This window comes from Bradyrhizobium sp. 1200_D9_N1_1 (genome assembly GCF_052075915.1).
Classification (GTDB): domain Bacteria; phylum Pseudomonadota; class Alphaproteobacteria; order Rhizobiales; family Xanthobacteraceae; genus Bradyrhizobium; species Bradyrhizobium diazoefficiens.
This window is the reverse complement of record NZ_CP197226.1, coordinates 4777812-4801173: the sequence shown is the minus strand read 5'-3', so window position 1 is coordinate 4801173 and position 23362 is coordinate 4777812. Positions and strand designations below refer to the sequence as shown.

The 23362-nt window shown below is 65.1% G+C and carries 27 protein-coding genes; 14 read left to right on the top strand and 13 right to left on the bottom strand.

Annotated elements, in window-relative coordinates; genetic code table 11:
• Positions 1–220: 220 nt before the first annotated feature.
• Positions 221–2269 carry an acetoacetate--CoA ligase gene (locus AB5K84_RS23095; RefSeq protein WP_011087443.1) on the top strand — a complete coding sequence of 683 codons (2049 nt, stop codon included), beginning with the start codon at positions 221–223 and terminating at the stop codon, positions 2267–2269.
• Positions 2270–2275: 6 nt separating this feature from the next.
• Here AB5K84_RS23095 and AB5K84_RS23090 read toward each other — a convergent pair whose 3' ends face one another.
• Positions 2276–2488 carry a hypothetical protein gene (locus tag AB5K84_RS23090; RefSeq protein ID WP_038967472.1) on the bottom strand — a complete coding sequence of 71 codons (213 nt, stop codon included), beginning with the start codon at positions 2486–2488 and terminating at the stop codon, positions 2276–2278.
• A 199-nt stretch (positions 2489–2687) separates the two neighbouring features.
• On the opposite strand from AB5K84_RS23090, the gene AB5K84_RS23085 reads away from it, so the two are divergent.
• A complete protein-coding gene (locus AB5K84_RS23085) occupies positions 2688–2990 on the top strand; it encodes a hypothetical protein (protein WP_011087444.1) in 303 nt (100 codons plus the stop codon).
• A gap of 5 nt (positions 2991–2995) precedes the next feature.
• Here AB5K84_RS23085 and AB5K84_RS23080 read toward each other — a convergent pair whose 3' ends face one another.
• Together AB5K84_RS23080 and AB5K84_RS23075 are read right to left on the bottom strand one after the other, a co-directional pair.
• The gene (locus AB5K84_RS23080) at positions 2996–3229 is read right to left on the bottom strand and encodes a hypothetical protein (protein WP_028173941.1); all 234 of its coding nucleotides are present in this window, start codon (positions 3227–3229) and stop codon (positions 2996–2998) included.
• Between the two features lie 333 nt (positions 3230–3562).
• Positions 3563–3847 carry a hypothetical protein gene (locus tag AB5K84_RS23075; RefSeq protein ID WP_441232644.1) on the bottom strand — a complete coding sequence of 95 codons (285 nt, stop codon included), beginning with the start codon at positions 3845–3847 and terminating at the stop codon, positions 3563–3565.
• A gap of 190 nt (positions 3848–4037) precedes the next feature.
• Here AB5K84_RS23075 and AB5K84_RS23070 point away from each other — a divergent pair, with 190 nt between their 5' ends.
• The 3 genes from AB5K84_RS23070 (at position 4038) to AB5K84_RS23060 (ending at position 5638) form a co-directional block, all read left to right on the top strand.
• The gene (locus AB5K84_RS23070) at positions 4038–4625 is read left to right on the top strand and encodes a formyltransferase family protein (RefSeq protein ID WP_011087445.1); all 588 of its coding nucleotides are present in this window, start codon (positions 4038–4040) and stop codon (positions 4623–4625) included.
• Positions 4626–4797: 172 nt separating this feature from the next.
• Positions 4798–5148, top strand: coding sequence for a hypothetical protein (locus AB5K84_RS23065; RefSeq protein ID WP_038967470.1), 351 nt, complete (start codon positions 4798–4800; stop codon positions 5146–5148).
• On the top strand, positions 5093–5638 hold the full coding sequence (locus tag AB5K84_RS23060; RefSeq protein WP_028173939.1) for a hypothetical protein: 546 nt from the start codon (positions 5093–5095) through the stop codon (positions 5636–5638). Before AB5K84_RS23065 ends, AB5K84_RS23060 begins: the two co-directional genes overlap by 56 nt.
• 52 nt (positions 5639–5690) lie before the next feature.
• Here the strand turns inward: AB5K84_RS23060 and AB5K84_RS23055 are convergent, their stop codons facing one another.
• Positions 5691–6089, bottom strand: coding sequence for a RidA family protein (locus AB5K84_RS23055; protein WP_011087447.1), 399 nt, complete (start codon positions 6087–6089; stop codon positions 5691–5693).
• Between the two features lie 146 nt (positions 6090–6235).
• Here AB5K84_RS23055 and AB5K84_RS23050 point away from each other — a divergent pair, with 146 nt between their 5' ends.
• Entirely contained in the window at positions 6236–7111 is an 876-nt protein-coding gene (locus AB5K84_RS23050; protein ID WP_011087448.1) for a DMT family transporter, read from the top strand.
• A gap of 201 nt (positions 7112–7312) precedes the next feature.
• A complete protein-coding gene (locus AB5K84_RS23045; protein ID WP_063921467.1) occupies positions 7313–8740 on the top strand; it encodes a caspase family protein in 1428 nt (475 codons plus the stop codon).
• A gap of 77 nt (positions 8741–8817) precedes the next feature.
• Here AB5K84_RS23045 and AB5K84_RS23040 read toward each other — a convergent pair whose 3' ends face one another.
• Both AB5K84_RS23040 and cysK read right to left on the bottom strand, forming a co-directional pair.
• Entirely contained in the window at positions 8818–9057 is a 240-nt protein-coding gene (locus tag AB5K84_RS23040) for a BrnA antitoxin family protein (protein ID WP_011087450.1), read from the bottom strand.
• Between the two features lie 3 nt (positions 9058–9060).
• Positions 9061–10038, bottom strand: a complete 978-nt coding sequence (gene cysK, locus AB5K84_RS23035; protein WP_011087451.1) for a cysteine synthase A — start codon at positions 10036–10038, stop codon at positions 9061–9063.
• Between the two features lie 223 nt (positions 10039–10261).
• Here cysK and AB5K84_RS23030 point away from each other — a divergent pair, with 223 nt between their 5' ends.
• The gene (locus tag AB5K84_RS23030; protein ID WP_038967464.1) at positions 10262–10480 is read left to right on the top strand and encodes a hypothetical protein; all 219 of its coding nucleotides are present in this window, start codon (positions 10262–10264) and stop codon (positions 10478–10480) included.
• Between the two features lie 3 nt (positions 10481–10483).
• Here the strand turns inward: AB5K84_RS23030 and tgt are convergent, their stop codons facing one another.
• Positions 10484–11641, bottom strand: a complete 1158-nt coding sequence (tgt, locus tag AB5K84_RS23025; protein ID WP_038967463.1) for a tRNA guanosine(34) transglycosylase Tgt — start codon at positions 11639–11641, stop codon at positions 10484–10486.
• Positions 11642–11831: 190 nt separating this feature from the next.
• On the opposite strand from tgt, the gene AB5K84_RS23020 reads away from it, so the two are divergent.
• The 4 genes from AB5K84_RS23020 to AB5K84_RS23005 all read left to right on the top strand — a co-directional run bounded on the left by AB5K84_RS23020 (position 11832) and on the right by AB5K84_RS23005 (position 16089).
• Positions 11832–13040, top strand: a complete 1209-nt coding sequence (locus tag AB5K84_RS23020) for a patatin-like phospholipase family protein (RefSeq protein WP_011087453.1) — start codon at positions 11832–11834, stop codon at positions 13038–13040.
• A gap of 127 nt (positions 13041–13167) precedes the next feature.
• Positions 13168–13914 (top strand): TetR/AcrR family transcriptional regulator, encoded by a 747-nt coding sequence (locus AB5K84_RS23015; protein WP_060912132.1) that lies wholly within the window; start codon positions 13168–13170, stop codon positions 13912–13914.
• A gap of 251 nt (positions 13915–14165) precedes the next feature.
• Positions 14166–14768 carry a PepSY domain-containing protein gene (locus AB5K84_RS23010; RefSeq protein WP_028171890.1) on the top strand — a complete coding sequence of 201 codons (603 nt, stop codon included), beginning with the start codon at positions 14166–14168 and terminating at the stop codon, positions 14766–14768.
• Between the two features lie 283 nt (positions 14769–15051).
• The gene (locus AB5K84_RS23005) at positions 15052–16089 is read left to right on the top strand and encodes an aspartate-semialdehyde dehydrogenase (RefSeq protein WP_011087456.1); all 1038 of its coding nucleotides are present in this window, start codon (positions 15052–15054) and stop codon (positions 16087–16089) included.
• Between the two features lie 49 nt (positions 16090–16138).
• On the opposite strand, the gene AB5K84_RS23000 is transcribed toward AB5K84_RS23005, so the two are convergent.
• The 6 genes from AB5K84_RS23000 to coaD form a co-directional block, all read right to left on the bottom strand.
• Positions 16139–17269 carry an acyltransferase family protein gene (locus AB5K84_RS23000; protein WP_441232643.1) on the bottom strand — a complete coding sequence of 377 codons (1131 nt, stop codon included), beginning with the start codon at positions 17267–17269 and terminating at the stop codon, positions 16139–16141.
• Positions 17270–17508: 239 nt separating this feature from the next.
• On the bottom strand, positions 17509–18609 hold the full coding sequence (queA, locus tag AB5K84_RS22995) for a tRNA preQ1(34) S-adenosylmethionine ribosyltransferase-isomerase QueA (RefSeq protein ID WP_011087458.1): 1101 nt from the start codon (positions 18607–18609) through the stop codon (positions 17509–17511).
• Between the two features lie 113 nt (positions 18610–18722).
• Complete coding sequence (locus AB5K84_RS22990; protein ID WP_011087459.1) at positions 18723–19187, bottom strand: peptidylprolyl isomerase; 465 nt, start codon at positions 19185–19187, stop codon at positions 18723–18725.
• Positions 19184–19594 (bottom strand): hypothetical protein, encoded by a 411-nt coding sequence (locus AB5K84_RS22985; RefSeq protein WP_011087460.1) that lies wholly within the window; start codon positions 19592–19594, stop codon positions 19184–19186. Before AB5K84_RS22985 ends, AB5K84_RS22990 begins: the two co-directional genes overlap by 4 nt.
• A gap of 12 nt (positions 19595–19606) precedes the next feature.
• Complete coding sequence (locus AB5K84_RS22980) at positions 19607–20182, bottom strand: peptidylprolyl isomerase (protein ID WP_011087461.1); 576 nt, start codon at positions 20180–20182, stop codon at positions 19607–19609.
• Between the two features lie 37 nt (positions 20183–20219).
• Entirely contained in the window at positions 20220–20717 is a 498-nt protein-coding gene (coaD, locus tag AB5K84_RS22975; protein WP_011087462.1) for a pantetheine-phosphate adenylyltransferase, read from the bottom strand.
• Positions 20718–20974: 257 nt separating this feature from the next.
• On the opposite strand from coaD, the gene AB5K84_RS22970 reads away from it, so the two are divergent.
• Together AB5K84_RS22970 and AB5K84_RS22965 are read left to right on the top strand one after the other, a co-directional pair.
• Complete coding sequence (locus tag AB5K84_RS22970; RefSeq protein WP_008131028.1) at positions 20975–21232, top strand: hypothetical protein; 258 nt, start codon at positions 20975–20977, stop codon at positions 21230–21232.
• Between the two features lie 218 nt (positions 21233–21450).
• Entirely contained in the window at positions 21451–23304 is a 1854-nt protein-coding gene (locus AB5K84_RS22965; protein WP_011087463.1) for a potassium transporter Kup, read from the top strand.
• The last annotated feature ends 58 nt before the right edge of the window (positions 23305–23362 follow it).

Here is a 23362-nt window from a genome sequence, read left to right as displayed (position 1 = left end):
GCAGCGAAACAATCCAGAATCTTTCCGCGCGTGACAGCCTGGATTGTTTCGCTGCGCTCGCAATGACGAGTCTGTTGAAGCATGGTTGCGATCTCTGCCACGTCGCCCTGGCGAAGGCCGGGCCCATTACCCCGGTCAAGGCCGCCTGCCAGAACAGCGGCTTCTGCTCAGCTGCGACACGGCTTAAACTCCCCTTCCCCGCAACTGAAGCCGCCACGCAATGACCGCACCTTTCGTTCCCCAGATCGCCCTCTATCGCAACTGGCTCGCCGAGCAGCGCGGCCTCACCTTCGGCAGCTACGAAGACATGCGGCAATGGTCGGTGCGCGATCTCGACGGCTTCTGGCGCAGCATCTGGGACTATTATGATCTGCAATCGCCGACGCCGTTCGCGGCCGTGATCACCGAGCGCAAGATGCCCGGCGCGGTCTGGTTTCCAGGCGCGCAGGTGAACTATGCGCGTCAGGTATTCCGGCATGTCGAAGCGGCCGACGCCGCCGGCCTGCCCGCGATCGTCAGCGGCGGCGAGGACGGCAGGCTGAGGGAAACGAGCTGGCCGGAGCTGCGGCGCAAGGCGGCCGCGCTCGCGCTGCATCTGAAGGATAACGGTATCAAGCCCGGCGACCGCGTCGCGGCCTACCTGCCCAACATTCCCGAGACCATCATCGCGTTCCTCGCGACCGCCAGCATCGGCGCGGTCTGGAGCGTCTGCGCACCCGACATGGCCGCGCCCGCCGTGATCGACCGCTTCAAGCAGATCGAACCCAAAGTGCTGATCGCCTGCGACGCCGTCACCTATGCCGGCCGGCGGCACGACCGGCGCGACGTCGTCGCCGAACTGCGGCGATCGCTGCCCACGGTCGCGCATGTCATCCTGCACAGCGAGGCCGGTGCGCCTGCCGCGCCGGATGCCCTGCTCTCCGATATTGTCGCCAGGACAAGCGCCGCGATTGACACGTTCGAGCCGGCCTGGCTGCCGTTCGATCATCCGCTCTGGATCGTCTATTCCAGCGGCACCACCGGCCTGCCCAAGCCGATCGTGCACGGCCATGGCGGCATCGTCATCGTGGTGCTCGCGCTGCTCGGCCTGCACAACGACATCGGCTGCTCCTATCACCAAAATTCTTTCGGCGAGCGCTATCACTGGTACTCTTCGACCGGCTGGATCATGTGGAATTCGCAAGTCGGCGGCCTGCTCGGCGGCGCCACCTGCTGCATCTTCGACGGCAGCCCCGGCGGCGCCAAGGACAAGCCGGACTGGACCACGCTGTGGCGCTTCGTGGCGCAATCGAAAGCGACCTTCTTCGGCGCGGGCGCGGCGTTCTTCGCCAACTGCGCCAAGGCCGAAATCGATCTTGCCGCCGCGGGCGATCTGTCGCGGCTGCGCTGCCTCGGCTCGACCGGATCGCCGCTCAGCGCCGACACGCAAGCCTGGTTCAACGACCGCTTCGCCGCACTGTCGAAGACCAATGGCAGCAAGGCGCAGGCCGACATCTGGTGGGCGAACATTTCCGGCGGCACCGATTTCGCCGGTGCCTTCATCGGCGGCAACCGCGAATTGCCACAAACGCCCGGCGCGATGCAGTGTCGCCTGCTCGGCGCCGCCGTCGAAGCCTTCAGCGAACAGGGCCGCGCCGTCACGGACGAGGTCGGCGAGCTCGTCTGCACCGAGCCGATGCCGTCGATGCCGCTCTACTTCTGGAACGACAAGGACGGCGTGCGTTACCGCTCCAGCTATTTCGAGACCTATCCGGACAATTTCGACGGCAGCGGCCGCGGCCCCGTGTGGCGGCACGGCGACTGGCTCAAGGTCAACCCGGACGGCTCCTGCATCATCTACGGCCGCAGCGATGCCACCATCAACCGGCACGGCCTGCGCATGGGCACGAGCGAACTCTATTCCGCGATCGAAGCCTTGCCGGAGGTGCTGGACTCCCTCGTCGTCGACCTCGAATATCTCGGCCGCGACAGCTACATGCCGCTGTTCGTGGTGCTTCGCGAAGGCGTCGCGCTCGACGCCGCGATGCAGGAGAAGATCAACAAGGCGATCGAGGCCGGTCTCTCCCGGCGCTTCCTGCCGAACGAAATCTTCGCCGTCGCCGAGATCCCGCGCACGCTGTCGGGCAAGAAGCAGGAGCTGCCGATCAAGAAGCTGCTGCTCGGCCAGCCCGTCGAGAAGGTCATCAACAAGGAGGCGATGGCCAATCCCGGCTGCCTCGACTGGTATCTCGCCTTCGCGCGCGACTACCTGGCGCGAAGCGCTGCGTAGCTGCGATCAGCCTCCGCCGAAATTGGAGGGATCAAGATTCCTGTTCTCCGACGGCGGGATCGGCGGCCACCCGGGAAATTTGTACCAGCCGGGCGGCACCGGCGCGTCCTCGGCCGGAAGGACGACCACGGGGTGGTGCGGGCGGGCGTGGCGCGCCGGCGCGGCGGCGGCAGCCGAACATGCTGACATCAAGAGGATCACAATCGGGATAAACCGCATCGCATGGGCTCCAAACGTCCACCCGGGCTGACATGTGGTGCGGGAACCATGCTGTGCCCACGCATACGCGACGTCGCGACCGGTCACAACGGCGGCACCGCGACATGCGGACGATCAGCCCAATTGCGCCGATGCCGTTTGCACTCCGTTCACTGATCGCCGCTAGATCAGGACGAATCCACAGCGACGAACCGCGGAAATGGCCGACCTCAACGCCGTCCTCACCAGGCTCAACGATCGTCTGCTCCGCCTCGAGGGCGAGCTGTTCGTGCTGCGCTCGCTGGCGCGCGCAACCCTGACGGCCGGCGACGACCATGCGGCGCGGATGCGCAAGCTGGTCGAGGCGGCCAAGGTCGCGCTCGACGACGAGGCGAAGCGGGAGCTCGACAAGCCGACGCGAAAATATGTCGATGCGGCCACCGCACTCGTGGAGGAATTGCTGGTGGAGCCGACCCCGGCGCGGCCATTGTTCACCGTCATCGACGGCGGCCGGCGCGACTGAGCGCGTCAGATCAAACGTGTCGTATCGGCATCGTTGGAGCCAGCCTTCAGCCGGCTGAGACCTGCCTCGATGATCGCGATCTCCTCGTCGATCTGACCGATCGGCAGGCTGAAATCATAGCCCGACCTGCTCTTCAGATCGACCGCGAGGCGCTGCCTGTGCATCATCAGCTCGTCGAGGCCGCGCCTGTTCTTCAGTCGGACATAGATGTCGACGATCTGCTCAATCGCGCTCGGCATGAAATCGGTCCCGGCGAAAAAGCCCGCGCGGCGCACCCACGCCGGCGGGACATTTTCGGTGTCGCGGTACGCATTACAAATCCGCGACGGATTCGTCGATACGCCAGGCAGGTTGAGAACGCGTTACCGTCAGATGATTTTGCGACGCGCGGCATGAAAAGGCCGCTGGCGATCAGGCCAGCGGCCAAAGCCGGGTTCGAAAATGGATCCGGATCAAATGTCGCCAGCCCCGGTATCGCCATTCTAACCGCGGGATGGATTCCTTCTGTTCGAAATGAAACACAGGAACCGTCACATCATCATTTGCCGCTCGACCGTGGCCGTGCGGCAACGCTAGTCGGTGACGCAGAAGTACGTCCGCGGCAGTCGGCGATAGGCGCTGTAGCGATAATGCGGCCGGTAGGCGTAGCCGCGATAGAGCGCCGGCGGCTCCTCGCCGTAATAGGCGCCATCACAGAAATTATAGACCGGTCCCCCCGCGCAACGATAAGCGTCCCAGGTCGGCCCGATGAACGGCGCGACGCCGATCTCGGGCGGGACCGCCGGGTACGGCCCGCCGGCATGGCCCGGGGTGGCCGCAATCAGTGTCGCAAGAACGATGAACCAGGCGCTGCGCATGCGCTCGCTCCGAGCCGGTGCAATGGCGCGCATGCAAGCACCGGAACGGTCGGCCGCGCAATCGCGGAATTCACCGTCTCCTGCGCCCGGCGCATTGTTGATAACCGGCAGAAGCGGCCCGCAGATGGTGACACGGCGCCCGGACGTGTTATCGGGGGTATGACGCAGTTGCGAGACGGATCGGACACACATGCGCATTACCCTCGTCGGCTCCCGCCATTTCGGCGTGACCACCCTGAACATGCTCCGGGAGCACAGCGTGTCGATCGCGCGGGTCGTGGTGGCCGATGCCGAGGACCGCCTTGCTGCGACCGCCAGGGCGGCCGGCATCGAGGTGGTGGTGCAGGCCAATCCGAAGCTGGTGGTTGCCTCCGAGATCGCGCCCGACACCGATTTGATCATCACCGCGCACAGCCATGCCCGGATCGGAAAGGACGCGCTCGCCGCGGCCCGGTTCGGCGGGATCGGCTATCACCCCTCGCTGCTGCCGCGCCACCGTGGCAAGGCCGCCGTGGAATGGACCATCAAGGAAGGCGATCCGATCGCCGGTGGCACGATCTATCATCTCGCCGATCGCATGGATGCCGGCGCCATCGCCGCGCAGGACTGGTGCTTCGTCAAGAAGGGCGAGACCGCCCGCGAACTCTGGGAGCGCGCGCTCGCCCCGCTCGGGCTCAAATTGCTGGCCGACGTGATCGATTACGTCAAAGTCCACAAGGCACTGCCGGCCAAGGTTCAGGACGAGCAGTTCGCGACTTCCGCGCCGAGTCTGTCCTGACGTTTACCCTTAACGTGAAGCCACATTGATTCTGCTTGAAAAATCGGAGCCAGAAACACAAATAAACCATTGTTTCCACAGGAACAATTTTCGATTTGGCATTGCAACAAATTTCCGTCACATTTCGTCCGAATAAGCGTCAGGATATCAGACAAATTCAAGGACGGAATTCATGCGTTTTGGTCGCATCGCGGCGTTCTGTGCCGCTTCAGTTTTCGCCGGCACCCTCGCCGCCACCGCCTTCGCCCAGACCCCCTATGACGGCAACTGGCAGGTCACCATCGTGACCAAGTCCGGTTCCTGCGAGCCGACCGCAAGCTCCATGCTGACAGTCGCCGACGGCAAGATCACCGCGCCCGGCGCTAACGTTTCCGGCACCATCGGCAGCGGGGGACTTGTGAAAGTTTCGATCAATGGTGCATATGCCAACGGTCAACTCAGCGGCAACGCCGGATCGGGGAAGTGGAATGGAGCATCTGCAGGCATACCGTGCAGCGGGCGGTGGGAAGCATCGCGCCAATAAACCAATCGAGACTCGCGCCGGAGGCCGGCGGCTGCTGATCGCGGCCGCCGTTTTGCTTGCGGCAGCGTTCGCGAACACTGAAAGCAAGGCCCAGTCCGGCCCGTTTGCCCCGCTCGCGGGCAGCTGGAGCGGCGGCGGGATCGTCACCCTGGATGACGGCTCCACCGAACGCATCCGTTGCCGGGCCAAATATGCTCCGATCGGGCCCACCATGGAGATGTCGCTGACCTGTGCCAGCGACGCCTACAAGTTCAACCTCGCCGCCAACGTCCGGTCCGAAGGCAGCGCCATTACCGGCGGTTGGAGCGAGGCCAGCCGTAACATCAGCGGCTCGCTCCAGGGCCGCGGTGGCGGTGGAAGTTTCGAGGTGGTCGCCAGCGCCGCTGGTTTCAACGCAAACATCTCGCTGCGGACCTCCGGCAACAAGCAGACGGTCACGATGCGCGCGGACAGCCAGTTCCGCGGCGCCAACATCTCGATGTCGCGCTAAGCCAGTACGACGACACGACAATCGATCCGGCGCCCGCGCCGGATCGATTTTTTTATGCGCTGGGAACGAACGCCGTCACCTCGATCTCGACCTTGGCCCGGTCGTCGACGAGGCCTCCGATGTAGAGCAGCGTCGAAGGCGGGAAATTGCGGCCCAGCGTCTCCTTCCAGGCCGCGCCGATGCCGGCGCCTGCGGCCTCATATTCGCTGCGGCTGGTCAGGTACCAGGTTAGGCGGACGATGTGCTCGGGGCCGGCGCCGGCCTCGCCCAGCAGCTTGATGATCCGCTTCAGCGCGGTTGCGACCTGGCCTGCCATGTCAGGGGCGTATTCGCCCGCCTCGTCGCCGCCGGTCTGCCCGGCCAGCACCACCCAGCGGCCCGGCCCCTCGACCACGACGCCATGGGAAAAGCCGCGCGGTTTCTTCCACTCGGCCGGCTGCAGGATACGCATGAGCTGTTTCTCCCATTTCGCTCGTTGGCCCTCCCTTAGCACGCACCCGTGCATCGCTGCATCCGCAGTTTTGGCCGTTGTAAACCGTATTGATGTCGCGGATACCAGCCTGCCCTCCAACGCCCTTTCCTTCCGCATCGGCGCCAATGACCACTCCTCCGTCCAAAACGATGGCTGCATTGTGGATGGCCGGGTGGCTGTCGCTGACCCTGGTGATGGCGGTCGCGGGACGCGAGGCCGTGCGCGAGATGAACGTCTTCCAGGTGATGGAGGTTCGCTCGCTGCTCGGCCTCTGCATGCTGTATCCGATGATCCGGCGCGCCGGCGGATTCGGGACGCTCAGGACGAGGCGCCTGCCGCAGCACATCGCGCGCAATCTGATCCACTACGTCTCGCAGCTCGGCTGGTTCTTCGCGCTGACGCTGATTCCGATCGGCCAGGTAGTGGCAATCGAGTTCACGATGCCGATCTGGACGGCGATCCTCGCCGCGAGCTTTCTGTCGGAGCGCATGACCTCGTGGAAGATCGCTGCGATCGTGCTCGGCCTCGTCGGCGTGATCGTCATCGTGCGGCCCGCGACCGGCGAGATCAATCAGGGCCAGTTGATCGCGCTCGGCGCCGCGGTCGGGTTCGGCGTGTCCATGGCGTTGGTGAAATCGCTCACCCGGACCGAGAGCGCGCTGGCGGTCCTGTTCTGGATGCTGGTCGTGCAGTCGGTCGCAGGCTTCCTGCCGGCGCTCTATGTCTGGGCCTGGCCGCCGACTTATGTCTGGGGTTGGGTGGCGGTGATCTCGGTCTGCGGCACGTTCGCGCATTATTGCCTCGCCAGCGCCATGCGCTACGCGGACGCGACGGTGGTGGTTCCGATGGACTTCCTGCGGGTTCCTCTCACCGCGACGGCCGGCTGGCTGCTGTATTCAGAACGGCTTGACGGCTGGACCGTGCTCGGGGCGGCGCTGATCCTGTTCGGCAACCTCCTGAATCTGAAGCCGGCGGCCCCGATTCCGGCCCGCGCGCAGTGAACCGGCGCGCGGCCTCGCGCGACAAAAACCAAGTGGTCGAACGTGATCTGGATCACGTTGGAAGGGGCATTCCATCGTGCACATTCGGCCGCGAAGCAGTGGGTTGGGCGAACCGTCGTTTCGCTAGCGCGAAGCCGGGCGTTTTCGTGTAGGTTCGTCGCCAATTTGTTGCTGCCTGCAATTCGATTCTGGGGATTTCAGATGCGCTATCTCACCCTCATCGCCTCGCTGATGTGCATGGCACTGTCGGTCAGTGCCGCGAAGGCGGACCGCCGTGTTGCTTTCGTCGTCGGCAACGGTTCCTACAAGAACGTCGCGCAATTGCCGAACCCGCCGATCGACGCCAAGGCGATGGCGGCGACGCTGCGCAATGTCGGCTTCGACGTGATCGAAGGGTCCAATCTCAGCCGCGACCAGATGACGGAAAAGCTGCTCGACTTCGGCCGCAAGGCGCAGGGCTCCGACATCGCATTGTTCTACTATGCCGGTCACGGCATCGCCGTCGGCGGCACCAACTACCTGCTGCCGGTTGACGCCGACATCAAGTCGGAGATGGATGTCAAGCTGGGCGCTGCCATCAACATCGACCTGACACTCGAGCAGACCATGGGCGATGCCAAGGTCAAGCTCGTCTTCCTCGATGCCTGCCGCGACAATCCGTTCGCCGCCAAGATCAAGTCGAACTCCGCAACCCGCAGCGTCAACGTGCAGAGCGGCCTTGCCGAGATGAAGTCCGGCGAAGGCACGCTGATCGCGTTCGCAACCGGCCCCGGCCAGACCGCGCTCGACGGCCAGGAGGGCAACAACAGCCCGTTCACCCGCGCGCTGATCGACAACATCACCAAGCCCGGCATCGAGATCCAGCAAGCGATGACGTCGGTGCGCGCCCAGGTCAACGAAGAGACCCACAAGGGCCAGCTTCCCTGGGGCCACACCAACCTGATCGGCGCCGTCTATCTCAACCAGGCCCCGACCACCCAGGTTGCCAACGCGGCGCCGACGGCGGCTGGCAGCGTGCCGGCGGCGACTAGCGGCTCGGACGGCGTCGAACTCGAATACTGGCGCTCGGTGAAGGAGTCCAACAAGCCGGAAGAGCTCAACGCCTACCTCTCGGCCTATCCGAACGGCCAGTTCAAGGCCCTGGCGCTGGCGCGGCTTGCCGCGATCAAGAGCGGCCCCTCGACCGCGACGCGCACCCTCAACGCCGGCGTCGATCCTGCGACCTTCACCGATGAGGCCACTCAGATTACCGAGGACCAGATCGGCCTCGACAAGAACCAGCGCCGCGACGTGCAGCGTCGCCTCACCGGCCTCGGCTTCGACACCAAGCAGACTGGCGTGTTCAGCGACGAGACCCGGACCGTGCTCAAGCGCTGGCAGGCCGCGCGCGGCTATCCTTCGTCAGGTTACCTCAACAAGCTCCAGCACAAGGCGCTGCTCTCGGAGGTCGTGGCCGCTCCGCCGACTGCGAGCGACAACAGCCAGAAGGCGGCCCGGCGCGCCAGCGCCCCCGCGGCCAGCAGCGCACCGGCGCCGGCTCCCCAACGCAGCAACCCCGGCGATGCGGCCGGCGCGGCCTTCGTCGGCGGCGTCGTCGGCGGCATGATGGGCGGCATGTTCCGCCGCTGAGGCCAGATCAAACCCCAAATACAAAAGCCCGGCTCGCGCCGGGCTTTTTCGTTGGGGCAACCTAGAAAGACTACGCGCTACTTCCCCGCCGCCTTCCGCAGCGCCTCGTTGATGCGGTCCTGCCAGCCCGGGCCGCCCTCCTGGAAGAACTCCAGCACGTCCTGGTCGATGCGCAGCGTGACCTGCTCCTTGATCCCAGGTGCCACGTTCTGCTTCGGCGGCGCCGCGGCGACCTTGGCCGTCACCTTCTTGAACGCCGCCTCGGCCTCGGTCCTGGCATCGCCAAGCGTGCGCGGCCGCCTCGGTAGATCCGCCATGTCCTAGATTCCCTCAAACAGAGCCGTCGAAAGATACCGCTCGGAGAAGGACGGTACCACCGCCAGGATGGTTTTTCCCGCAGCTTCCGGCCGCTGGCCGATCTGGAGCGCGGCGGCGATCGCAGCACCCGAGGAGATACCGCCCGGAATGCCCTCGTGCCGCGCCAATGCGCGCGAGGTCTCGATCGCCGTGGTCGAGTTGATTTTGACGATCTCGTCGATCACGGAGCGATCGAGGATATCAGGGACGAAGCCCGCGCCGATGCCCTGGATCTTGTGCGGCGTATGCTGTCCCCCTGATAGCACCGGGCTCTCCTCCGGCTCGACCGCCACCACCCGCAACGAGGCCTTGCGCGGCTTGAGCACCTGGCCGACGCCGGTGATCGTGCCGCCGGTGCCGACGCCTGCAACGAAGAAATCGATGTTGCCGTCGGTGTCGTTCCAGATCTCCTCCGCGGTGGTGCGGCGGTGCACCTCGGGATTGGCGAGGTTCTTGAACTGCTGCGGCATCACCGAGTTCGGCGTCGTCTTCACCAGCTCCTCGGCGGCGGCGATCGCGCCCTTCATGCCTTGTGCGGCCGGCGTCAGCACCAGCTCCGCGCCGAGAAAGGCCAGCATCTTGCGCCGTTCGATCGACATCGATTCCGGCATCACGAGCTTGAGCCGGTAGCCGCGCGAGGCGGCGACGAAGGCGAGTGCGATGCCGGTATTGCCGGAGGTCGGTTCGATCAGCACGGTATCCGGCTTGACGATACCGGCCTTCTCCATGGCGATGATCATGGCAGCGCCGATGCGGTCCTTCACGCTCGCGGCCGGATTGAAATATTCAAGTTTTGCCAAAATCGTCGCGTTCACACCGTGCATGCCCGGCAGCCGTCGCAATCGCACGATCGGCGTGTCGCCAAAAGCTTCGACAATCGAGTCATAGATCCGGCCGCGGCCGGGTTGATGCGCTGCACGCGTGGCGGACGATGCGTCCATGATGAACTCCCTGTAGCGACAATTTGCGCTTCTGCCGTGGCTCTTGCGCAGTTACAGACAGCTTGCGGCGACACGCAAGCGACAATGCGGCACATGTTAAATACGCTGCATCGCAAAATCACGTGAGCTACAAATATCAGAAAACCAACGCTTTTGTGTTGCGACCTCGTCAAGTGATTCTGCTTATGTTAGACTTACGTCTCAAAGCAGGGAGGTCACCACGATGTCAGCAGTTGCTGAAGTGATGTCGACCGTCGCGCTGAACCGCGATCCGCGTTGTAGCGAGTTGCCCACCTGTCCGGTCTGCGCCGACTCCATGGTCGCCGCCGAAGCATCCGCCTACGTCTCGGACCACATGATCAGCTATCTCTGGACCTGCGACAATTGCGGTTACGGCTTCGTGACCAAGCATGCCGTCAGGCAGCGGATCGTGTGCAACTGACCCTCAGTCGCCCTGGCGCGGGGCGATGTCGCCCCTCGCCCAGTCCTCGCGTGTACGCTGGTAGAACTCGTCGAACGTTCCGTGTGCGATCGCGTCCCTGATGCCCTGCATCAGGGACTGATAGTATGCGATATTGATCTCGGACAGCAGCATTGCCCCCAGCGTCTCGCCCGCCTTGACGAGATGATGCAGGTAGGCGCGCGCGTAGCTGCGCGTCGACGGCCATGTGCTTTCTTCGTCGAGCGGACGCGGATCGTCCGCATGACGCGCGTTGCGCAGATTCACCTGACCGAAGCGGGTGAACGCGACGCCGTGGCGGCCATTGCGTGTCGGCATCACGCAATCGAACATGTCGATGCCGCGCTTCACGGCTTCGAGGATGTCGTCGGGCGTGCCGACACCCATCAGATAGCGCGGCCGCTCTTTCGGCAGCATCGGTGCGGTCTCGTCGATCATCGCCAGCATCACCGCCTGCGGTTCGCCGACCGCGAGGCCGCCGATCGCATAGCCGTGGAAGCCGATCGCGACGAGCCCTTCCGCGCTCGCATGACGAAGCTGGGGCACATCGCCGCCCTGCACGATGCCGAACAGCATGTAACCGTCCGGCGCGCTCTCGAAGGCGCGCTTGCTGCGCTCGGCCCAGCGCAGCGACAATTGCATCGCGCGCTCGATATCGGCGTGCTCGGCGGGCAGCCGCACGCATTCGTCCATCTGCATGGCGATGTCGGAGCCGAGGAAACGCTGCACCTCGATCGAGCGCTCCGGCGACAGCTCGACCTTGGCGCCGTCGATATGCGAACGGAAGGTGACGGCGTGCTCGCTGACCTTGCGCAGGTCAGCAAGCGACATCACCTGGAAGCCGCCGGAATCCGTCAGCATCGGCCCACTCCAGCCGGTGAACCGCTGCAAGCCGCCGAGCGCCGCAATCCGCTCGGCGCCGGGGCGCAGCATCAGATGATAGGTGTTGCCGAGCACGATGTCGGCGCCGGCATCGCGCACCTCGCGCCAGTGCATGCCCTTCATGGCCCCGGCGGTCCCGACCGGCATGAAGGCCGGCGTGCGCACCACGCCATGCGGCGTGGTCAGGCGCCCGGTGCGCGCGGTGCCATCGGTGGCGAGCAGTTCGAAATGATTGGGGAGAGCTGCGTCAGGACGATTCATGGCGGTGCTTATTGCGTGTCGGAGAAGGCCGATCAACCCGCGGGACCGCACTTCGGCCACCCCGTGCCTCAGACTGGGACACAAATGGCCCCGGATATGGTCCCCGCCACCTTGTTAAACAAAACGATACCGTGTAGTTTTACGGTGGGGGCTGGACGAAAAGCCGCGGCGAGTTTGCCGGCGGCGGTAGATGCGTGATCGCCAGCCACCGACGATGCCCTTCGCTTCACATTCGACTGACGTGCCCGTCCCTTCACATGGCCGGGACAGGCAGACAGGCGCCCGCCTGATCGGGTTCCTGGTCCTGGCGTGCAGCCTGGCGCTCGGCGCCTGCACCTCCCTGCCCCGCGCGCCCTACACCGCCGCCGAGGCCAGCACCTCGCGCGTGCTCGATATCGATGGCCTCAGGCGCTACGCCGACGACCCCGTCACGAAGTTCAGCTTCGAGAAGGACAACAGCAACGCGTCAAAGTCCTATCTGGCGCTCTCCGGGGGCGGTGCGGACGGTGCCTACGGCGTCGGCGTGCTCAACGGCTGGACCGCGGCCAGAACCCGCCCCACCTTCTCGGTCGTCTCCGGCGTGAGCACCGGCGGACTGATCGCGCCCTTTGCGTTCCTCGGCCCGCAATATGACGACACGTTGAAGGAGGTCTACACCAGCGGCATCGCGGAAAGCCTCCTGAACGACCCCAGCATCATCCGCGTGCTGTTCGGATCCGGCCTGTTCGGCAACACAAGGCTGCGCGAACTGGTCGCCCGCTATGTCGGGCCCGAGATCATGGCGCAAGTCGCGCGCGAGAATGCCAAGGGCCGAAGGCTATTGGTGGTGACGACCGATCTCGACACCCAGCGCACCGCGATCTGGAACATGGGCAAGATCGCCGAGATCGGCACGCCCGAGGCGCTCAAACTGTTTCGCGACGTGATGGCGGCCTCCGCCAGCATTCCCCTGGTGTTTCCACCGATCATGATCGACGCCGAAGGCCAGGGCCGCAGGTTTCAGGAGATGCACGTCGACGGCGGCGTGACGGCCCCGGTGCTGACGCTGCCGGAAGCCTTGCTCTTCCAGGGCAGCCGCCTGCCGGGCAGTGCGAAGATGGACATCTACATCCTCGTCAACAAGAAGATCGAACGCAACTTCGAGCTCGTGTCCAACAGCACCGTCGATGTCGCCTCACGCAGCCTGTCGTCGATCACCCAGTCGCAGACGCGCTCGATCATCTTCTCGACCTACGATTTCGCCAGGCGCAACCATTTGGGCTTCCATCTCTCCTACATCGCGCGCGACTACCCCGCACCGCCCTCGGAAGGATTCGACACCGCCTATATGCGGGCGCTGTATCAGTACGGATATGAGAAGGCGGCCGCGGGCCAGGCCTGGACGTCGGCGCTGCCATGAGACCCCGGTGCCGGAACGAGGTCGTATCGAGACCGTTGACGATAAGGCCAATTCGGCCAGATTCGCGATGACGCCCCGGTTGCTGCGCGTTATAGAGGCAGTGACGACCGCGCAGGAATCATTGGGCATGGGATTGACTGCGACAAAGACAAGACCGGCAGCAGCACGGCGCGAGGTGCCGAAATCACGCGGCGGCCGGCCGACGAAGACCGCCGCGATCGAGCGCGATCAGCGGCTGATCGAGGTCGCCACCCGCCTGTTCCTGGATCGCGGCTTCGACGCCACCTCGCTCGATGCGGTTGCGGAAGCGGCACGGGTGAGCAAGCCGACCGTCTATTCCCGTTACGGCGACAAGCGCGGCCTGTTTGCCGCCGTGCTGAGGCGCGAGATCGCGCGCTGGCTGGCGCCGCTGTCGGCGGCCGCCGAGACGCAGCTCAGCAGCGCCTCGGACATCCCCGTCGAGCAGCGGCTGGTCGAGATCGGGCGCGAGATGCTGAGCTTCACCTGCGGGCCCGATGCCGTCGCCTTCAGCCGCATGATGACGTCACAGGCCATTAACTTCCCCGATGTCGCCAAGCTCGGCATGGAGGAAGGCTGGCTCAAGGCTGTCGCCACGACGGCACGCTTCTTCGACCATCTGGTGGCGCAAGGCGCGCTCGACCTCGACGACACCACCATCGCAGCGGAAGTGTTTCTCGACGTCGTCGTCGGTCATACCCACCGCATGGCGACATTCGGAACGGCACTGGAGTTGAAGTCCGCGGAAAAGCGGATGCGTACCGCGATCAAGCTGTTCCTGGCCGGCGCGCTGGGTCCGGCCGACCGCGTCCAGGACGCCACCAAGGGCACGCCGCGGCGACGCCCATCCCGCTGACAATTCCGTGAGGTTGCGATCTATCCCCTGGGGGAACACGCCCTCGCCATTGACCAAAATAAAACGATACGGTATGGTTTAGTTAAGTCGGTACGGGCCGCTTTTTTCACCAGCCCCAAAAGAGGTCCGTACCGCTTCGATCGCCGCGGCGGGTACAGCTCGCCGCGGCGCTCCGCGGCCGGCCGATGCCCAAGGCCGGCCGCGAATTCTTTACGATCATCCGGCACACTCGCTGGCCGAGGGTTTCGAGCATGACGACAGCCAAACGATGGACCTCACGACTGCTTGCGATCGCCCTGCCCGCGCTGCTCCTCGCAGCGCCCGCGCGGGCAATCGTGACCGCAGGCACACCGACCGCGCTTCACAGCGACACAGATGGTGACGCTGAGGCGGATCGCCAAGCGGTCAGCCGCGAGATCGAGCGCTTCCGCGGTTCGTCGATCTCGATCAGCCAGGCCATGGCTCTCGCAGAGTCCCGCCACGCCGGCGCCACCACGGCGGACGTGAGTTTCGACGGCGCCTCCGGCGTGCCGGTCTACCGGGTGAAGACGCTGCACAACGACCGGATCTGGCGCCACACCATCAATGCCGCGACCGGCGAGTTCGTCGGCGGAGAGGCCGCCCTGCCCCTTGCCGAGCTCGACCGCGACGATCGCAGCAACCTCGCAGCACTCGGCGCGATCCGGCACCGCCTTGCGGATGCGGTGCGCGTCGCGGAGCAGGCCGCGTCCGGCAAGGCGATCAGCGGCGGCCTCGTGCGCGAACGTGGCCGGCTCAATTTCGCGATCGTCGTGATCAGCGGCGACGACCTCAAGGAGGTCATCCTCGAGCCGCCGGGCGCCCGGACGAAGTAGAGACGGCTCCCGGCCGGCGGCCACAATCCCGCCGAAAGGCCATTGACGGACGCAAGACTCTCCCCCATAAGTCGCCGCCATGTTCACGACCACCAAACGCACGACCAAAACCACCACGGCCTTCGGGGCCCGGGGAGGCGTGCGCGCGTAGTCGTCGACTGAAACGCATCAGCTCTACCGAAGCCCCGCCCTCGATGGTCCGGGGCTTTTTTGTTGTCTAAAGCTCACAGCATGATCCGGAAAAGTGGAATCCGGTTTTCCGACGAGATCATGCTCAACTTGAATGGAGGAGAATGTGAGTAACGATCCCGTCGTCGCGATTGTCGGCGTCACCGGTGCGGTGGGCGCCGAATTCATCGCCACCATGGACAAGCGTGGTTTCCGCGTCGGCAAGCTCAAGGCGCTGGCCAGCGCCCGCTCGGCCGGCAAGACGGTGTCGTTCCGCGGGCAAAACGTCGTCATCGAGGAACTGACCGAGCGCGCCTTCGAGGGTGTCGATATCGCCCTGTTCTCGGCCGGCGGCAGCATCTCGAAGAAGTATGCGCCGCTCGCGGTCAAGGCCGGCGCGGTCGTGGTCGACAACTCCTCCGCCTTCCGGATGGATCCGAACGTGCCGCTGGTGATCCCCGAGATCAACGCGAACCGCATCCGCGACCACAAGGGCATCATCGCCAACCCGAACTGCGCCGCGATCACCGCGCTGGTGCCGCTCTGGCCGATCCACCAGAAGAACCGCATCAAGCGCGTGATCATCTCGACCTACCAGGCGGCCTCCGGCGCCGGTGCCGCCGCCATGGAGGAGCTCGTCGAGTCCACCCGCGCCAATCTCAACGGGCAGGTCTATACGCCCAGGGTGATGCCGCACCCCTACGCCTTCAATCTCTTCAACCACAACACCGCGGTTGACCCTGAGACCGGCTACAACGACGAAGAGACCAAGGTCATCAAGGAGACCCGCAAGATCTTCGAGGACGAGACCATCGCCGTCGGCGTCACCTGCGTCCGCGTGCCGGTGCTGCGCGCCCATTGCGAGGCCATCACGTTCGAATGCGAGAAGCCAATCAGCGAGGACCAGGTCCGCGCCATCATGGCGCAGGCGCCCGGCGTGAAGATCGTCGACGACCGCGTGAAGAACCACTTCCCGATGCCGATCGACGCCTCGGGCCAGGATGACGTCCTGGTCGGCCGCATCCGCAAGGATCTCAGCGATCCCACGGGGCATTCGATCTCGATGTTCGTCGCGGCGGATCAGCTGCTCAAGGGTGCCGCGCTGAACGCGGTGCAGATCGCGGAGCTTTTGCCGCAGCGCGTGATGGCGTAAGCCGACCAGCGGGACGGGCGGCGTCAAGCGTCCGCCTGTCTCGCGTCTCCTACGCCAGCCCCTTCAACGCCTGTTTCATCGTAAGCCTGACAGGAACATCGACGAAGACGGTGGCCGCGTACGCCACCGCTGCAACAACCGGTATCGCGACGAGCCCGACAAGGGCGGATTGAACCTCAATATGTCGCGCGCAGGCCTCCACGGCGTGGAACGTCACGACCTGGAGAACATAGATCCCGTAGGAAAGCAGTCCGAGGGTCTGCATCGTGTTTGCCAATGCGCCCCGCGGCGGATCGAAACGCGCGCAGATCGTGATGGCCAGCGGAAATACGACGATGACGGAGAACAGGCTCAGCGCGAGATCGAGACCGCTCGGAAAATCCAGCGCAAGGATGGCGGTGACGAGAGCAAACGCGCTGATCGCGAATCCGGGGCGTGCCGCCGGCAATCGGGCCGTTTCGTAGAAGCGGTAGACCAGGACGCCCGCAAAGAACGAAAACCCGACCCGGATCACGCCGGCGCCGAAAGTTTCCCAGGTCGGTCCGCCCCCCAGGACACCTCGCTTATCGGCTTCGATGCCGAACCCAAGCCACCCCATCGTGGCGCAGACCACTAGCGCGAGGGCGAAGCCGCCGACGAGCCAGGTCACGGATTTCGTATCGAGCCGCTTTCCGAGAGCCGCAAATAGCAGATTGGCCGCAACTTCAAAGAACAGCGACCAGCCGGCGAAGTTGAACGGGTACAGATCGGCATCGAGATGGGCGGGATCGGGGGTCGGCAGCATCAGCGCGCTGCAAAGGAGGCCGAGGATCGTTTGCGCCCGGTCCGGCGCTCCAGCTGCAAGCTGCCCGAGGAGAAACGGCAATGAGAGGATGAATGCCAGGGCGTACAACGGGTATAGCCGCTGGAGTCTCGCGAGCATGAAGGAGCGAACCGACAATCCCTGGCGGAAGCGTCTTCGATAGGCGTGCTCCAGCACGAAGCCCGACAGAACGAAGAACAGGTCAACAGCCAGGTAGCTATTCCCCATCCACCCGGTCGACGCAGCCGGGCCTTCCCAGAGGAAAGGAGCATGTCGCAGCGCAACCATGATCGCCCCGACACCGCGCAGTCCGTCAAGCGCAACGAACGTTCGTTCCGTGAGCAGGGCCGTTTCGGTGCGCGCTGCCGGAGCCAGCAAGTTTACGGTTCCTCAACTGATCGACGCCGTCGATTGGCGGGCCCTCCCGCGCACCAAAACGCCCGCATCAGCCGGGCAGGCGTCTCCGCCGCTCATCAAACGGCATGACGGTAGGCTCAATTGCTTGCGAAACAGCAAAGATGGATCCGGAATCCCAGGGGAAACGGTGCGCAAACGCCGTGCCGGCCAATCTTCGGAAATCATTGCAGAAGCGGTGGGCGCGCTCCGCTTTGCCCACGCTACGGCGGCGACGGGTCGTGGACTTCGGTCCCCCCTGCGCGAAACAGCAGGCAGGCGTCGCCGTATGAATAGAACCGATAGCCCTGCGCAATCGCGTGCGCATAGGCCCGCCGCATCGTCTCCAGCCCCGAGAATGCCGACACCAGCATGAACAGCGTCGACTTCGGCAAGTGGAAATTGGTCAGCAGGATATCGACGGCGCGGAAGCGATAGCCGGGCGTGATGAAGATCGACGTCTCGGCCGCAAACGGCTGGATGGTGCCGTCCTCGCTCGCGGCGCTTTCAAGCAGCCGCAGCGACGTGGTGCCGACCGCGATGATGCGCCCGCCGTTGTGCCGCGCAATGTTCAGTCGCTCCGCCGTCTCGGCCGAGATCGTGCCCCACTCGGCATGCATCTTGTGGCCTGCGGTGTCCTCCACCTTCACCGGCAGGAACGTCCCTGCCCCGACGTGCAGCGTGACGCGGTTGAGGCCGACGCCGCGCTCGCGCAGCGCCTGCTCCAGCGCGGGCGTGAAATGCAGCCCTGCGGTGGGCGCTGCGACCGCGCCCTCGTTGGCCGCGAACATCGTCTGGTAGTCGGCGAAGTCCTGATCGTCAGGCGTGCGCTTGGAAGCGATGTAGGGCGGCAGCGGCGGGCTGCCGAGATCGGCGATCGCCTGGTCCAGCGCCGGGCCGTGGAACGAGAACGACAGCGTCACCTCGCCTTCGCTGCCCTTGGCCTCGACCTCGGCGTCGAGATGGCCGAGCAGGCAGACCTTGCCCTCGTTGCCGAAACGGATGCGATCGCCGGCAATGAGCTTCTTGGCGGGCTTCACCAGCGCCTGCCAGCGCGAGCCGTCGAGCCGCTTGATCAGCGTCGCCTCGATCTTCGGTTCGGTCTCGCGGCCGATGCGGCGGCCCTTGAGCTGCGCCGCGATCACCTTGGTGTCGTTGACGACGAGCTGGTCGCCGCGCTTCAGCCATTGCGGCAGCTCGGAGATGGTGCGGTCGCGCAGCGCGCCGCCCTCCACGACCAGCATCTTCGCGGAGTCGCGCGGGCTCGCCGGGCGCAACGCGATGCGCTCGGCGGGCAGGTCGAAATCGAAGAGGTCGGTGCGCATGAGCGCCGTTGCGCCTTAGTTCGTGTCATTCCGGGGCGATGCGCAGCATCGAACCCGGAATCTCGAGATTCCGGGTTCGCGCTAACGCGCGCCCCGGAATGACCGCTACGCGGTCATTCCGCGTCCGCCGCCATCCGCGCCTTGACGATCTTGTCCGGGTTCTGCACCGGCTCGCCGCGCTTGATCTTGTCGACGTTCTCCATGCCCTCGGTGACCTTGCCCCACACCGTGTACTGGTTGTCGAGGAAGCGGGCGTCGTCGAAGCAGATGAAGAACTGGCTGTCGCCGGAATCGGGGCTTGCTGCGCGCGCCATCGAGGTGGTGCCGCGCACATGCGGCTCCTTGTTGAACTCGGCCTTCAGCTTCTTGCCGGAGCCGCCGGTGCCGGTGCCCTGCGGGCAGCCGGTCTGGGCCATGAAGCCCTCGATCACGCGGTGGAACACGATGCCGTCGTAAAAGCCTTCGCGGACCAGCTCCTTGATGCGCGCGACATGGCCGGGTGCGAGGTCGGGCCGCATCTCGATGGTGACGGGGCCCTGTGTGGTCTCGAGGATCAATGTGTTTTCGGTGACGCTCATGCTCGTCTCTCTTGCGTTGGAGGTGAAGTCTTACGGCTGCGGAACTGGATCGCGAATGGACGCCCCGCGGCGGCGCCGGCCATTGCATCGGTAAATGGCATCGGCGTGCAGCGTTGCAACGCCTCCATCACCGCGATCCGGTATTGCAGCCGGTCATCGTCGGAGGCATCCGCGGATTCATAGGTAATCCTCGGATGGCCCAGAATGTTTCCGGACCGGTTAAAGCTCACGACGACGGTGATGTCGAGTGGGCGAGCCTTGGCGGCCGGAGGTGGTTTCCAGCAGGTGCGCAGATGCCGGAAGACGTCCTGGATGGTGTTGACCTGCGCGTCCTCGGCGGCCGCGCCGCAGATGCCGGCAAGCAGCACCGCGGCAGCCAGCAGAAGCTTGTCGCCGCAGCGCGCCATCGCCTTCTCCCATTATTTGATGTCGGAGGCGACCTGCACCTTCACCATCTTGTCGGGATCGGTAACGGTGCCGCTCGGCGAACCGGCCGGTGCCTTCTTCAGCTTGTCGACGACGTCCATGCCCTGCACGACCTCGCCGATCACGGTGTAATTGTTGTCGAGGCTGCCGCCGTCCGCGAACATGATGAAGAACTGCGAGTTGGCGGTATCGACGCTGTCGCCGCGCCGGGCCATGCCGACGATGCCGCGCGCGAAGTGCACCTTGGAGAATTCCTGCTTCAGGTTCGGATATTTCGAGCCGCCCGTGCCGTTGAAATTCTGGCCGTCGCCGGTCTGCGCCATGAAGCCGTCCATGACGCGGTGGAACGGCACATTGTTGTAGAAGCCCTCGCGCGCGAGCTGCTTGATGCGCTCGGCGTGCTGGGGCGCAAGATCGGTCCGCAGCTTGATGACGATGCGGCCCTTGGTGGTGTCGATGACGATCGCGTTGGCCTTGTCGAGGCCGGCCGACAGGGTCTGTGCGCCCGCCGGGACCGCGCCAACGAGCGCGGCAAAGATCGTGGCAAGAATTGCGAGACGACGGATCATGAAAACTCCGGATCAGGTGAGATGAAGAAGCGCGCCGTTATCCGGCGAATTTGGCCTTGAGCAGACTGGCTACGAGCGGCGGCACGAAGGTCGAAACATCTCCGCCCATGCCCGCGATCTGGCGCACCAAAGTGGCGGTGATCGGGCGGACCATGGGAGAGGCCGGCAGAAACACCGTATGGACCTCCGGCGCCATGGCCTCGTTCATCCCGGCAAGCTGCATTTCGTAGTCGAGGTCGGTGCCGTCGCGCAGACCGCGAATCATGATGGTCGCGCCGTGCTTGCGCGCGGCGGTCACCGACAGATCGTCAAACGTCACGGCTTCGAGCACACAGCCGGCCTGGGTTGCCACCGGCCCGCAGACGTCCTCGAGCATCCTCAGACGCTCCTCGGTGGAGAACAGCGGCTTCTTGCCGGGATGGACGCCGATCGCCACCACCAGCCGGTCGCACAGCGGAACGGCATGCCGGACCACGTCCAGATGGCCGTTGGTGATGGGGTCGAAGGAACCTGGGTAGAAGGCAATGCGCGGCATGGCCCCGTCCTACCGCGCCCGGCCCGGCCCGGCAAGCCGGGCTGGTTCCCCGCCGTTTCCCGGAAAATGTCTCCCTTTCGTGTCGGCGACGGCCGCTTTGTTTCGTCCTCGGGACGGCCACGAAACAAAACGGAGCGCGAACGAAACCATTTCCCGCGTCCGCGAAGACGTCCGGAAACTGGCCATGGTTACTAATCCAGCCAACGAATGACGGGCCGCACACTGGGCGTAGGCGGCCGCATCACAGGGGACAGTCAATGATCAAGGCTCTTTCAGCGATCGCTATCTCTGCGTGTGTTGCCGCGGCCCTCACCCTCCTGCCCGGCTTTGCCCCGACCGTCGAAGCCAGCGTGCCGCAGCCGCTGGCCAAGAGCGACCGGCTCGATATCCGCAGCATCGGCCGCGACTGCTCGCAGCAAGCCTGGCCGAACTTTGAGGCGTCGTGCCTGCGCCGTGCCGGCACCAAGGCCGACGTCCGCGTCGCTCGCCTCGTGACGGCCGACCGCACCCCGTAGCCCGGTCTGTCAGCTTCGCGTCAGGTAAGCCTTCGAGATCGACGACAAGATAAACCCCAAAGATAAACCCCATGGATATTTGCGACGTCTCGTCGCAGACTGCGTGATGCTCGCGCCCGTCGGAATGCCCCGCCGGGCGCGAACCCATCGAGGGGTCGCCATTGTCCAGTACGCCCGCAGTCGCTTCCGGCCATCATCCTGATCCACTGCCGCTTGCAATGACCATGGGCGCCCTCGGGGTGGTCTATGGCGATATCGGCACCAGCCCGCTCTACGCCCTGAAGGAAGCCGCCAAGGCGGCCGCCCACGGCGCGACAGTGACCCCCGACGCTGTCCTGGGGGTTGCCTCGCTGATCCTCTGGGCGCTGCTGCTGATCATCTCGCTGAAATATGCGCTCTTGATCCTGCGCGCGGACAACCGCGGCGAAGGCGGCATCGTCGCCCTGTTGGCCCTGCTCCACGCCCGCAACGCCCAGCCCGGCACCTGGCGCTCGCATCTGCTGGTGGTCGGCCTCGTCGGCGCCGCCCTGCTCTACGGTGACGGCGCGATCACGCCGGCGATCTCCGTGCTGAGCGCCATCGAAGGCCTCAAGGTGGACGCGCCCTCGCTCGCGCCAGCCGTCGTGCCCGTCACCGTCGTCATCCTGGTCGGCCTGTTCATGATGCAGAAACAGGGCACCGGCTTCATCGGCCGCATCTTCGGACCGGTGATGCTGGCCTGGTTCGCCGTGCTCGCCGCGCTCGGCATCCACGGCATCGTCAAGGCGCCGGCCGTGCTGGCGGCGCTCAGCCCGCTCTACGCCGTCGAATTCCTGATCCACCAGGATTTTCACGTCTCCTTCGCGATCCTCGGCGCAGCCTTCCTCGCGGTCACCGGGGGCGAAGCCATGTATGCCGACATGGGCCATTTCGGCCGCCTGCCGATCCGGCTCGCCTGGTTCGCGATCTGCCTGCCCGCGCTGGTGCTGAACTATTTCGGCCAGGCCGCACTGCTGATCACCGATCCCGCGATGATCGAGAACCCGTTCTTCCAGCTCTGCCCCGACGCCCTGCACTATCCGCTGGTCGCCTTCTCGGCGGTCGCGACCGTGATCGCCTCGCAGGCGATCATCTCCGGCGTGTTCTCGCTGACCCAGCAGTCGATCCAGCTCGGCTTTTTGCCGCGCATGCAGATCCGCCACACCACCAGCGACGCGATCGGCCAGATCTATGTGCCGCTGGTGAACTGGCTGCTCGCCGCCGCAACGCTCGGGGCGGTCCTGAGCTTCGGCAGCTCGGACGCGCTCGCAGGCGCCTATGGCATCGCAGTGTCGCTGCTGATGGCGATCACGACGCTGCTGGCTGCGCTGGTTGCGATCCAGTGGGGTTATTCGCCCTGGCTCGTGGTCGCCGTGAACGGCGCCTTCTTCGTCATCGACGTGATCTTCTTCTCGGCCAATTCGATCAAGCTGTTCGAGGGCGGCTGGTTTCCGCTGCTGCTTGCAGCCCTCGTCGCCTTCATGATGCTGACGTGGCGCAGCGGCGTGAAGCTGGTCGAGGCGGCGCGCGCGAAGCTGCGCCAGCCCGAGGAGGACCTGATCGAGACCGCCGTCAACAAGTGCAGCGCCAGACTGCCCGGGACCGCTGTGTTCCTGGCGTCCGCTCCGCGCGGCGTGCCGCTCGCGCTGACCCAGTTCGTCAAGCACAACCGCGTGCTGCACGAACGCGTGCTGCTGGTCACCGTGCTGATCGAGGAATCCCCGCACATTCCCGACGAGGAACGCGCGGAGGTGATCGAGATCATTCCCGGCATCACCCGCGTGATCCTGCATTACGGCTTCATGCAGAACCCGACGATCTTTGACGGGCTGACGCTGACCTGCCGGCAGGGCAAGCTGCCCGGCATCGACCTCTCCGACATCACCTATTACGTCGGCCGCGAGACCATCATCCCGCGCGAGGACGTCCCGGGCATGTGGGTCTGGCGCGAAGGCCTGTTCGCCTTCCTCCAGCGCAACGCCGAACGCTCCGCCGCGTTCTTCGGCGTGCCGACCAAGCAGGTGGTGGAGTTCGGGACGGAGCTGGAGATCTAGGGAAGTTCGTAGCCCGGATGGAGCGCAAGCGTAATCCGGGATTCTTGCCAGGCGCACA

Excerpts from the sequence above, each read along its gene's own strand:
- AB5K84_RS23080 (WP_028173941.1), bottom strand. The coding sequence starts at position 3,229 with ATGCCGAGCGCGATTGAGCAGATCGTCGACATCTATGTCCGACTGAAG.
- queA (WP_011087458.1), bottom strand. The coding sequence starts at position 18,609 with ATGCGCACCGACCTCTTCGATTTCGACCTGCCCGCCGAGCGCATCGCG.
- AB5K84_RS23055 (WP_011087447.1), bottom strand. The coding sequence starts at position 6,089 with ATGCGTATCCTGCAGCCGGCCGAGTGGAAGAAACCGCGCGGCTTTTCC.
- AB5K84_RS23070 (WP_011087445.1), top strand. The coding sequence starts at position 4,038 with ATGCGCATTACCCTCGTCGGCTCCCGCCATTTCGGCGTGACCACCCTG.
- AB5K84_RS23065 (WP_038967470.1), top strand. The coding sequence starts at position 4,798 with ATGCGTTTTGGTCGCATCGCGGCGTTCTGTGCCGCTTCAGTTTTCGCC.
- AB5K84_RS23045 (WP_063921467.1), top strand. The coding sequence starts at position 7,313 with ATGCGCTATCTCACCCTCATCGCCTCGCTGATGTGCATGGCACTGTCG.
- AB5K84_RS23020 (WP_011087453.1), top strand. The coding sequence starts at position 11,832 with ATGCGTGATCGCCAGCCACCGACGATGCCCTTCGCTTCACATTCGACT.
- AB5K84_RS23090 (WP_038967472.1), bottom strand. The coding sequence starts at position 2,488 with ATGCGGTTTATCCCGATTGTGATCCTCTTGATGTCAGCATGTTCGGCT.
- AB5K84_RS23040 (WP_011087450.1), bottom strand. The coding sequence starts at position 9,057 with ATGGCGGATCTACCGAGGCGGCCGCGCACGCTTGGCGATGCCAGGACC.
- coaD (WP_011087462.1), bottom strand. The coding sequence starts at position 20,717 with ATGCCGCGCATTGCCTTCTACCCAGGTTCCTTCGACCCCATCACCAAC.
- AB5K84_RS22990 (WP_011087459.1), bottom strand. The coding sequence starts at position 19,187 with ATGAGCGTCACCGAAAACACATTGATCCTCGAGACCACACAGGGCCCC.
- tgt (WP_038967463.1), bottom strand. The coding sequence starts at position 11,641 with ATGAATCGTCCTGACGCAGCTCTCCCCAATCATTTCGAACTGCTCGCC.
- AB5K84_RS23005 (WP_011087456.1), top strand. The coding sequence starts at position 15,052 with ATGGAGGAGAATGTGAGTAACGATCCCGTCGTCGCGATTGTCGGCGTC.
- AB5K84_RS23075 (WP_441232644.1), bottom strand. The coding sequence starts at position 3,847 with ATGCGCAGCGCCTGGTTCATCGTTCTTGCGACACTGATTGCGGCCACC.
- AB5K84_RS23060 (WP_028173939.1), top strand. The coding sequence starts at position 5,093 with ATGGAGCATCTGCAGGCATACCGTGCAGCGGGCGGTGGGAAGCATCGC.
- AB5K84_RS23050 (WP_011087448.1), top strand. The coding sequence starts at position 6,236 with ATGACCACTCCTCCGTCCAAAACGATGGCTGCATTGTGGATGGCCGGG.
- AB5K84_RS23085 (WP_011087444.1), top strand. The coding sequence starts at position 2,688 with ATGGCCGACCTCAACGCCGTCCTCACCAGGCTCAACGATCGTCTGCTC.
- AB5K84_RS23095 (WP_011087443.1), top strand. The coding sequence starts at position 221 with ATGACCGCACCTTTCGTTCCCCAGATCGCCCTCTATCGCAACTGGCTC.
- AB5K84_RS22985 (WP_011087460.1), bottom strand. The coding sequence starts at position 19,594 with ATGGCGCGCTGCGGCGACAAGCTTCTGCTGGCTGCCGCGGTGCTGCTT.
- AB5K84_RS23010 (WP_028171890.1), top strand. The coding sequence starts at position 14,166 with ATGACGACAGCCAAACGATGGACCTCACGACTGCTTGCGATCGCCCTG.
- AB5K84_RS22980 (WP_011087461.1), bottom strand. The coding sequence starts at position 20,182 with ATGATCCGTCGTCTCGCAATTCTTGCCACGATCTTTGCCGCGCTCGTT.
- AB5K84_RS22965 (WP_011087463.1), top strand. The coding sequence starts at position 21,451 with ATGACCATGGGCGCCCTCGGGGTGGTCTATGGCGATATCGGCACCAGC.
- AB5K84_RS23030 (WP_038967464.1), top strand. The coding sequence starts at position 10,262 with ATGTCAGCAGTTGCTGAAGTGATGTCGACCGTCGCGCTGAACCGCGAT.
- AB5K84_RS22970 (WP_008131028.1), top strand. The coding sequence starts at position 20,975 with ATGATCAAGGCTCTTTCAGCGATCGCTATCTCTGCGTGTGTTGCCGCG.
- cysK (WP_011087451.1), bottom strand. The coding sequence starts at position 10,038 with ATGGACGCATCGTCCGCCACGCGTGCAGCGCATCAACCCGGCCGCGGC.
- AB5K84_RS23015 (WP_060912132.1), top strand. The coding sequence starts at position 13,168 with ATGGGATTGACTGCGACAAAGACAAGACCGGCAGCAGCACGGCGCGAG.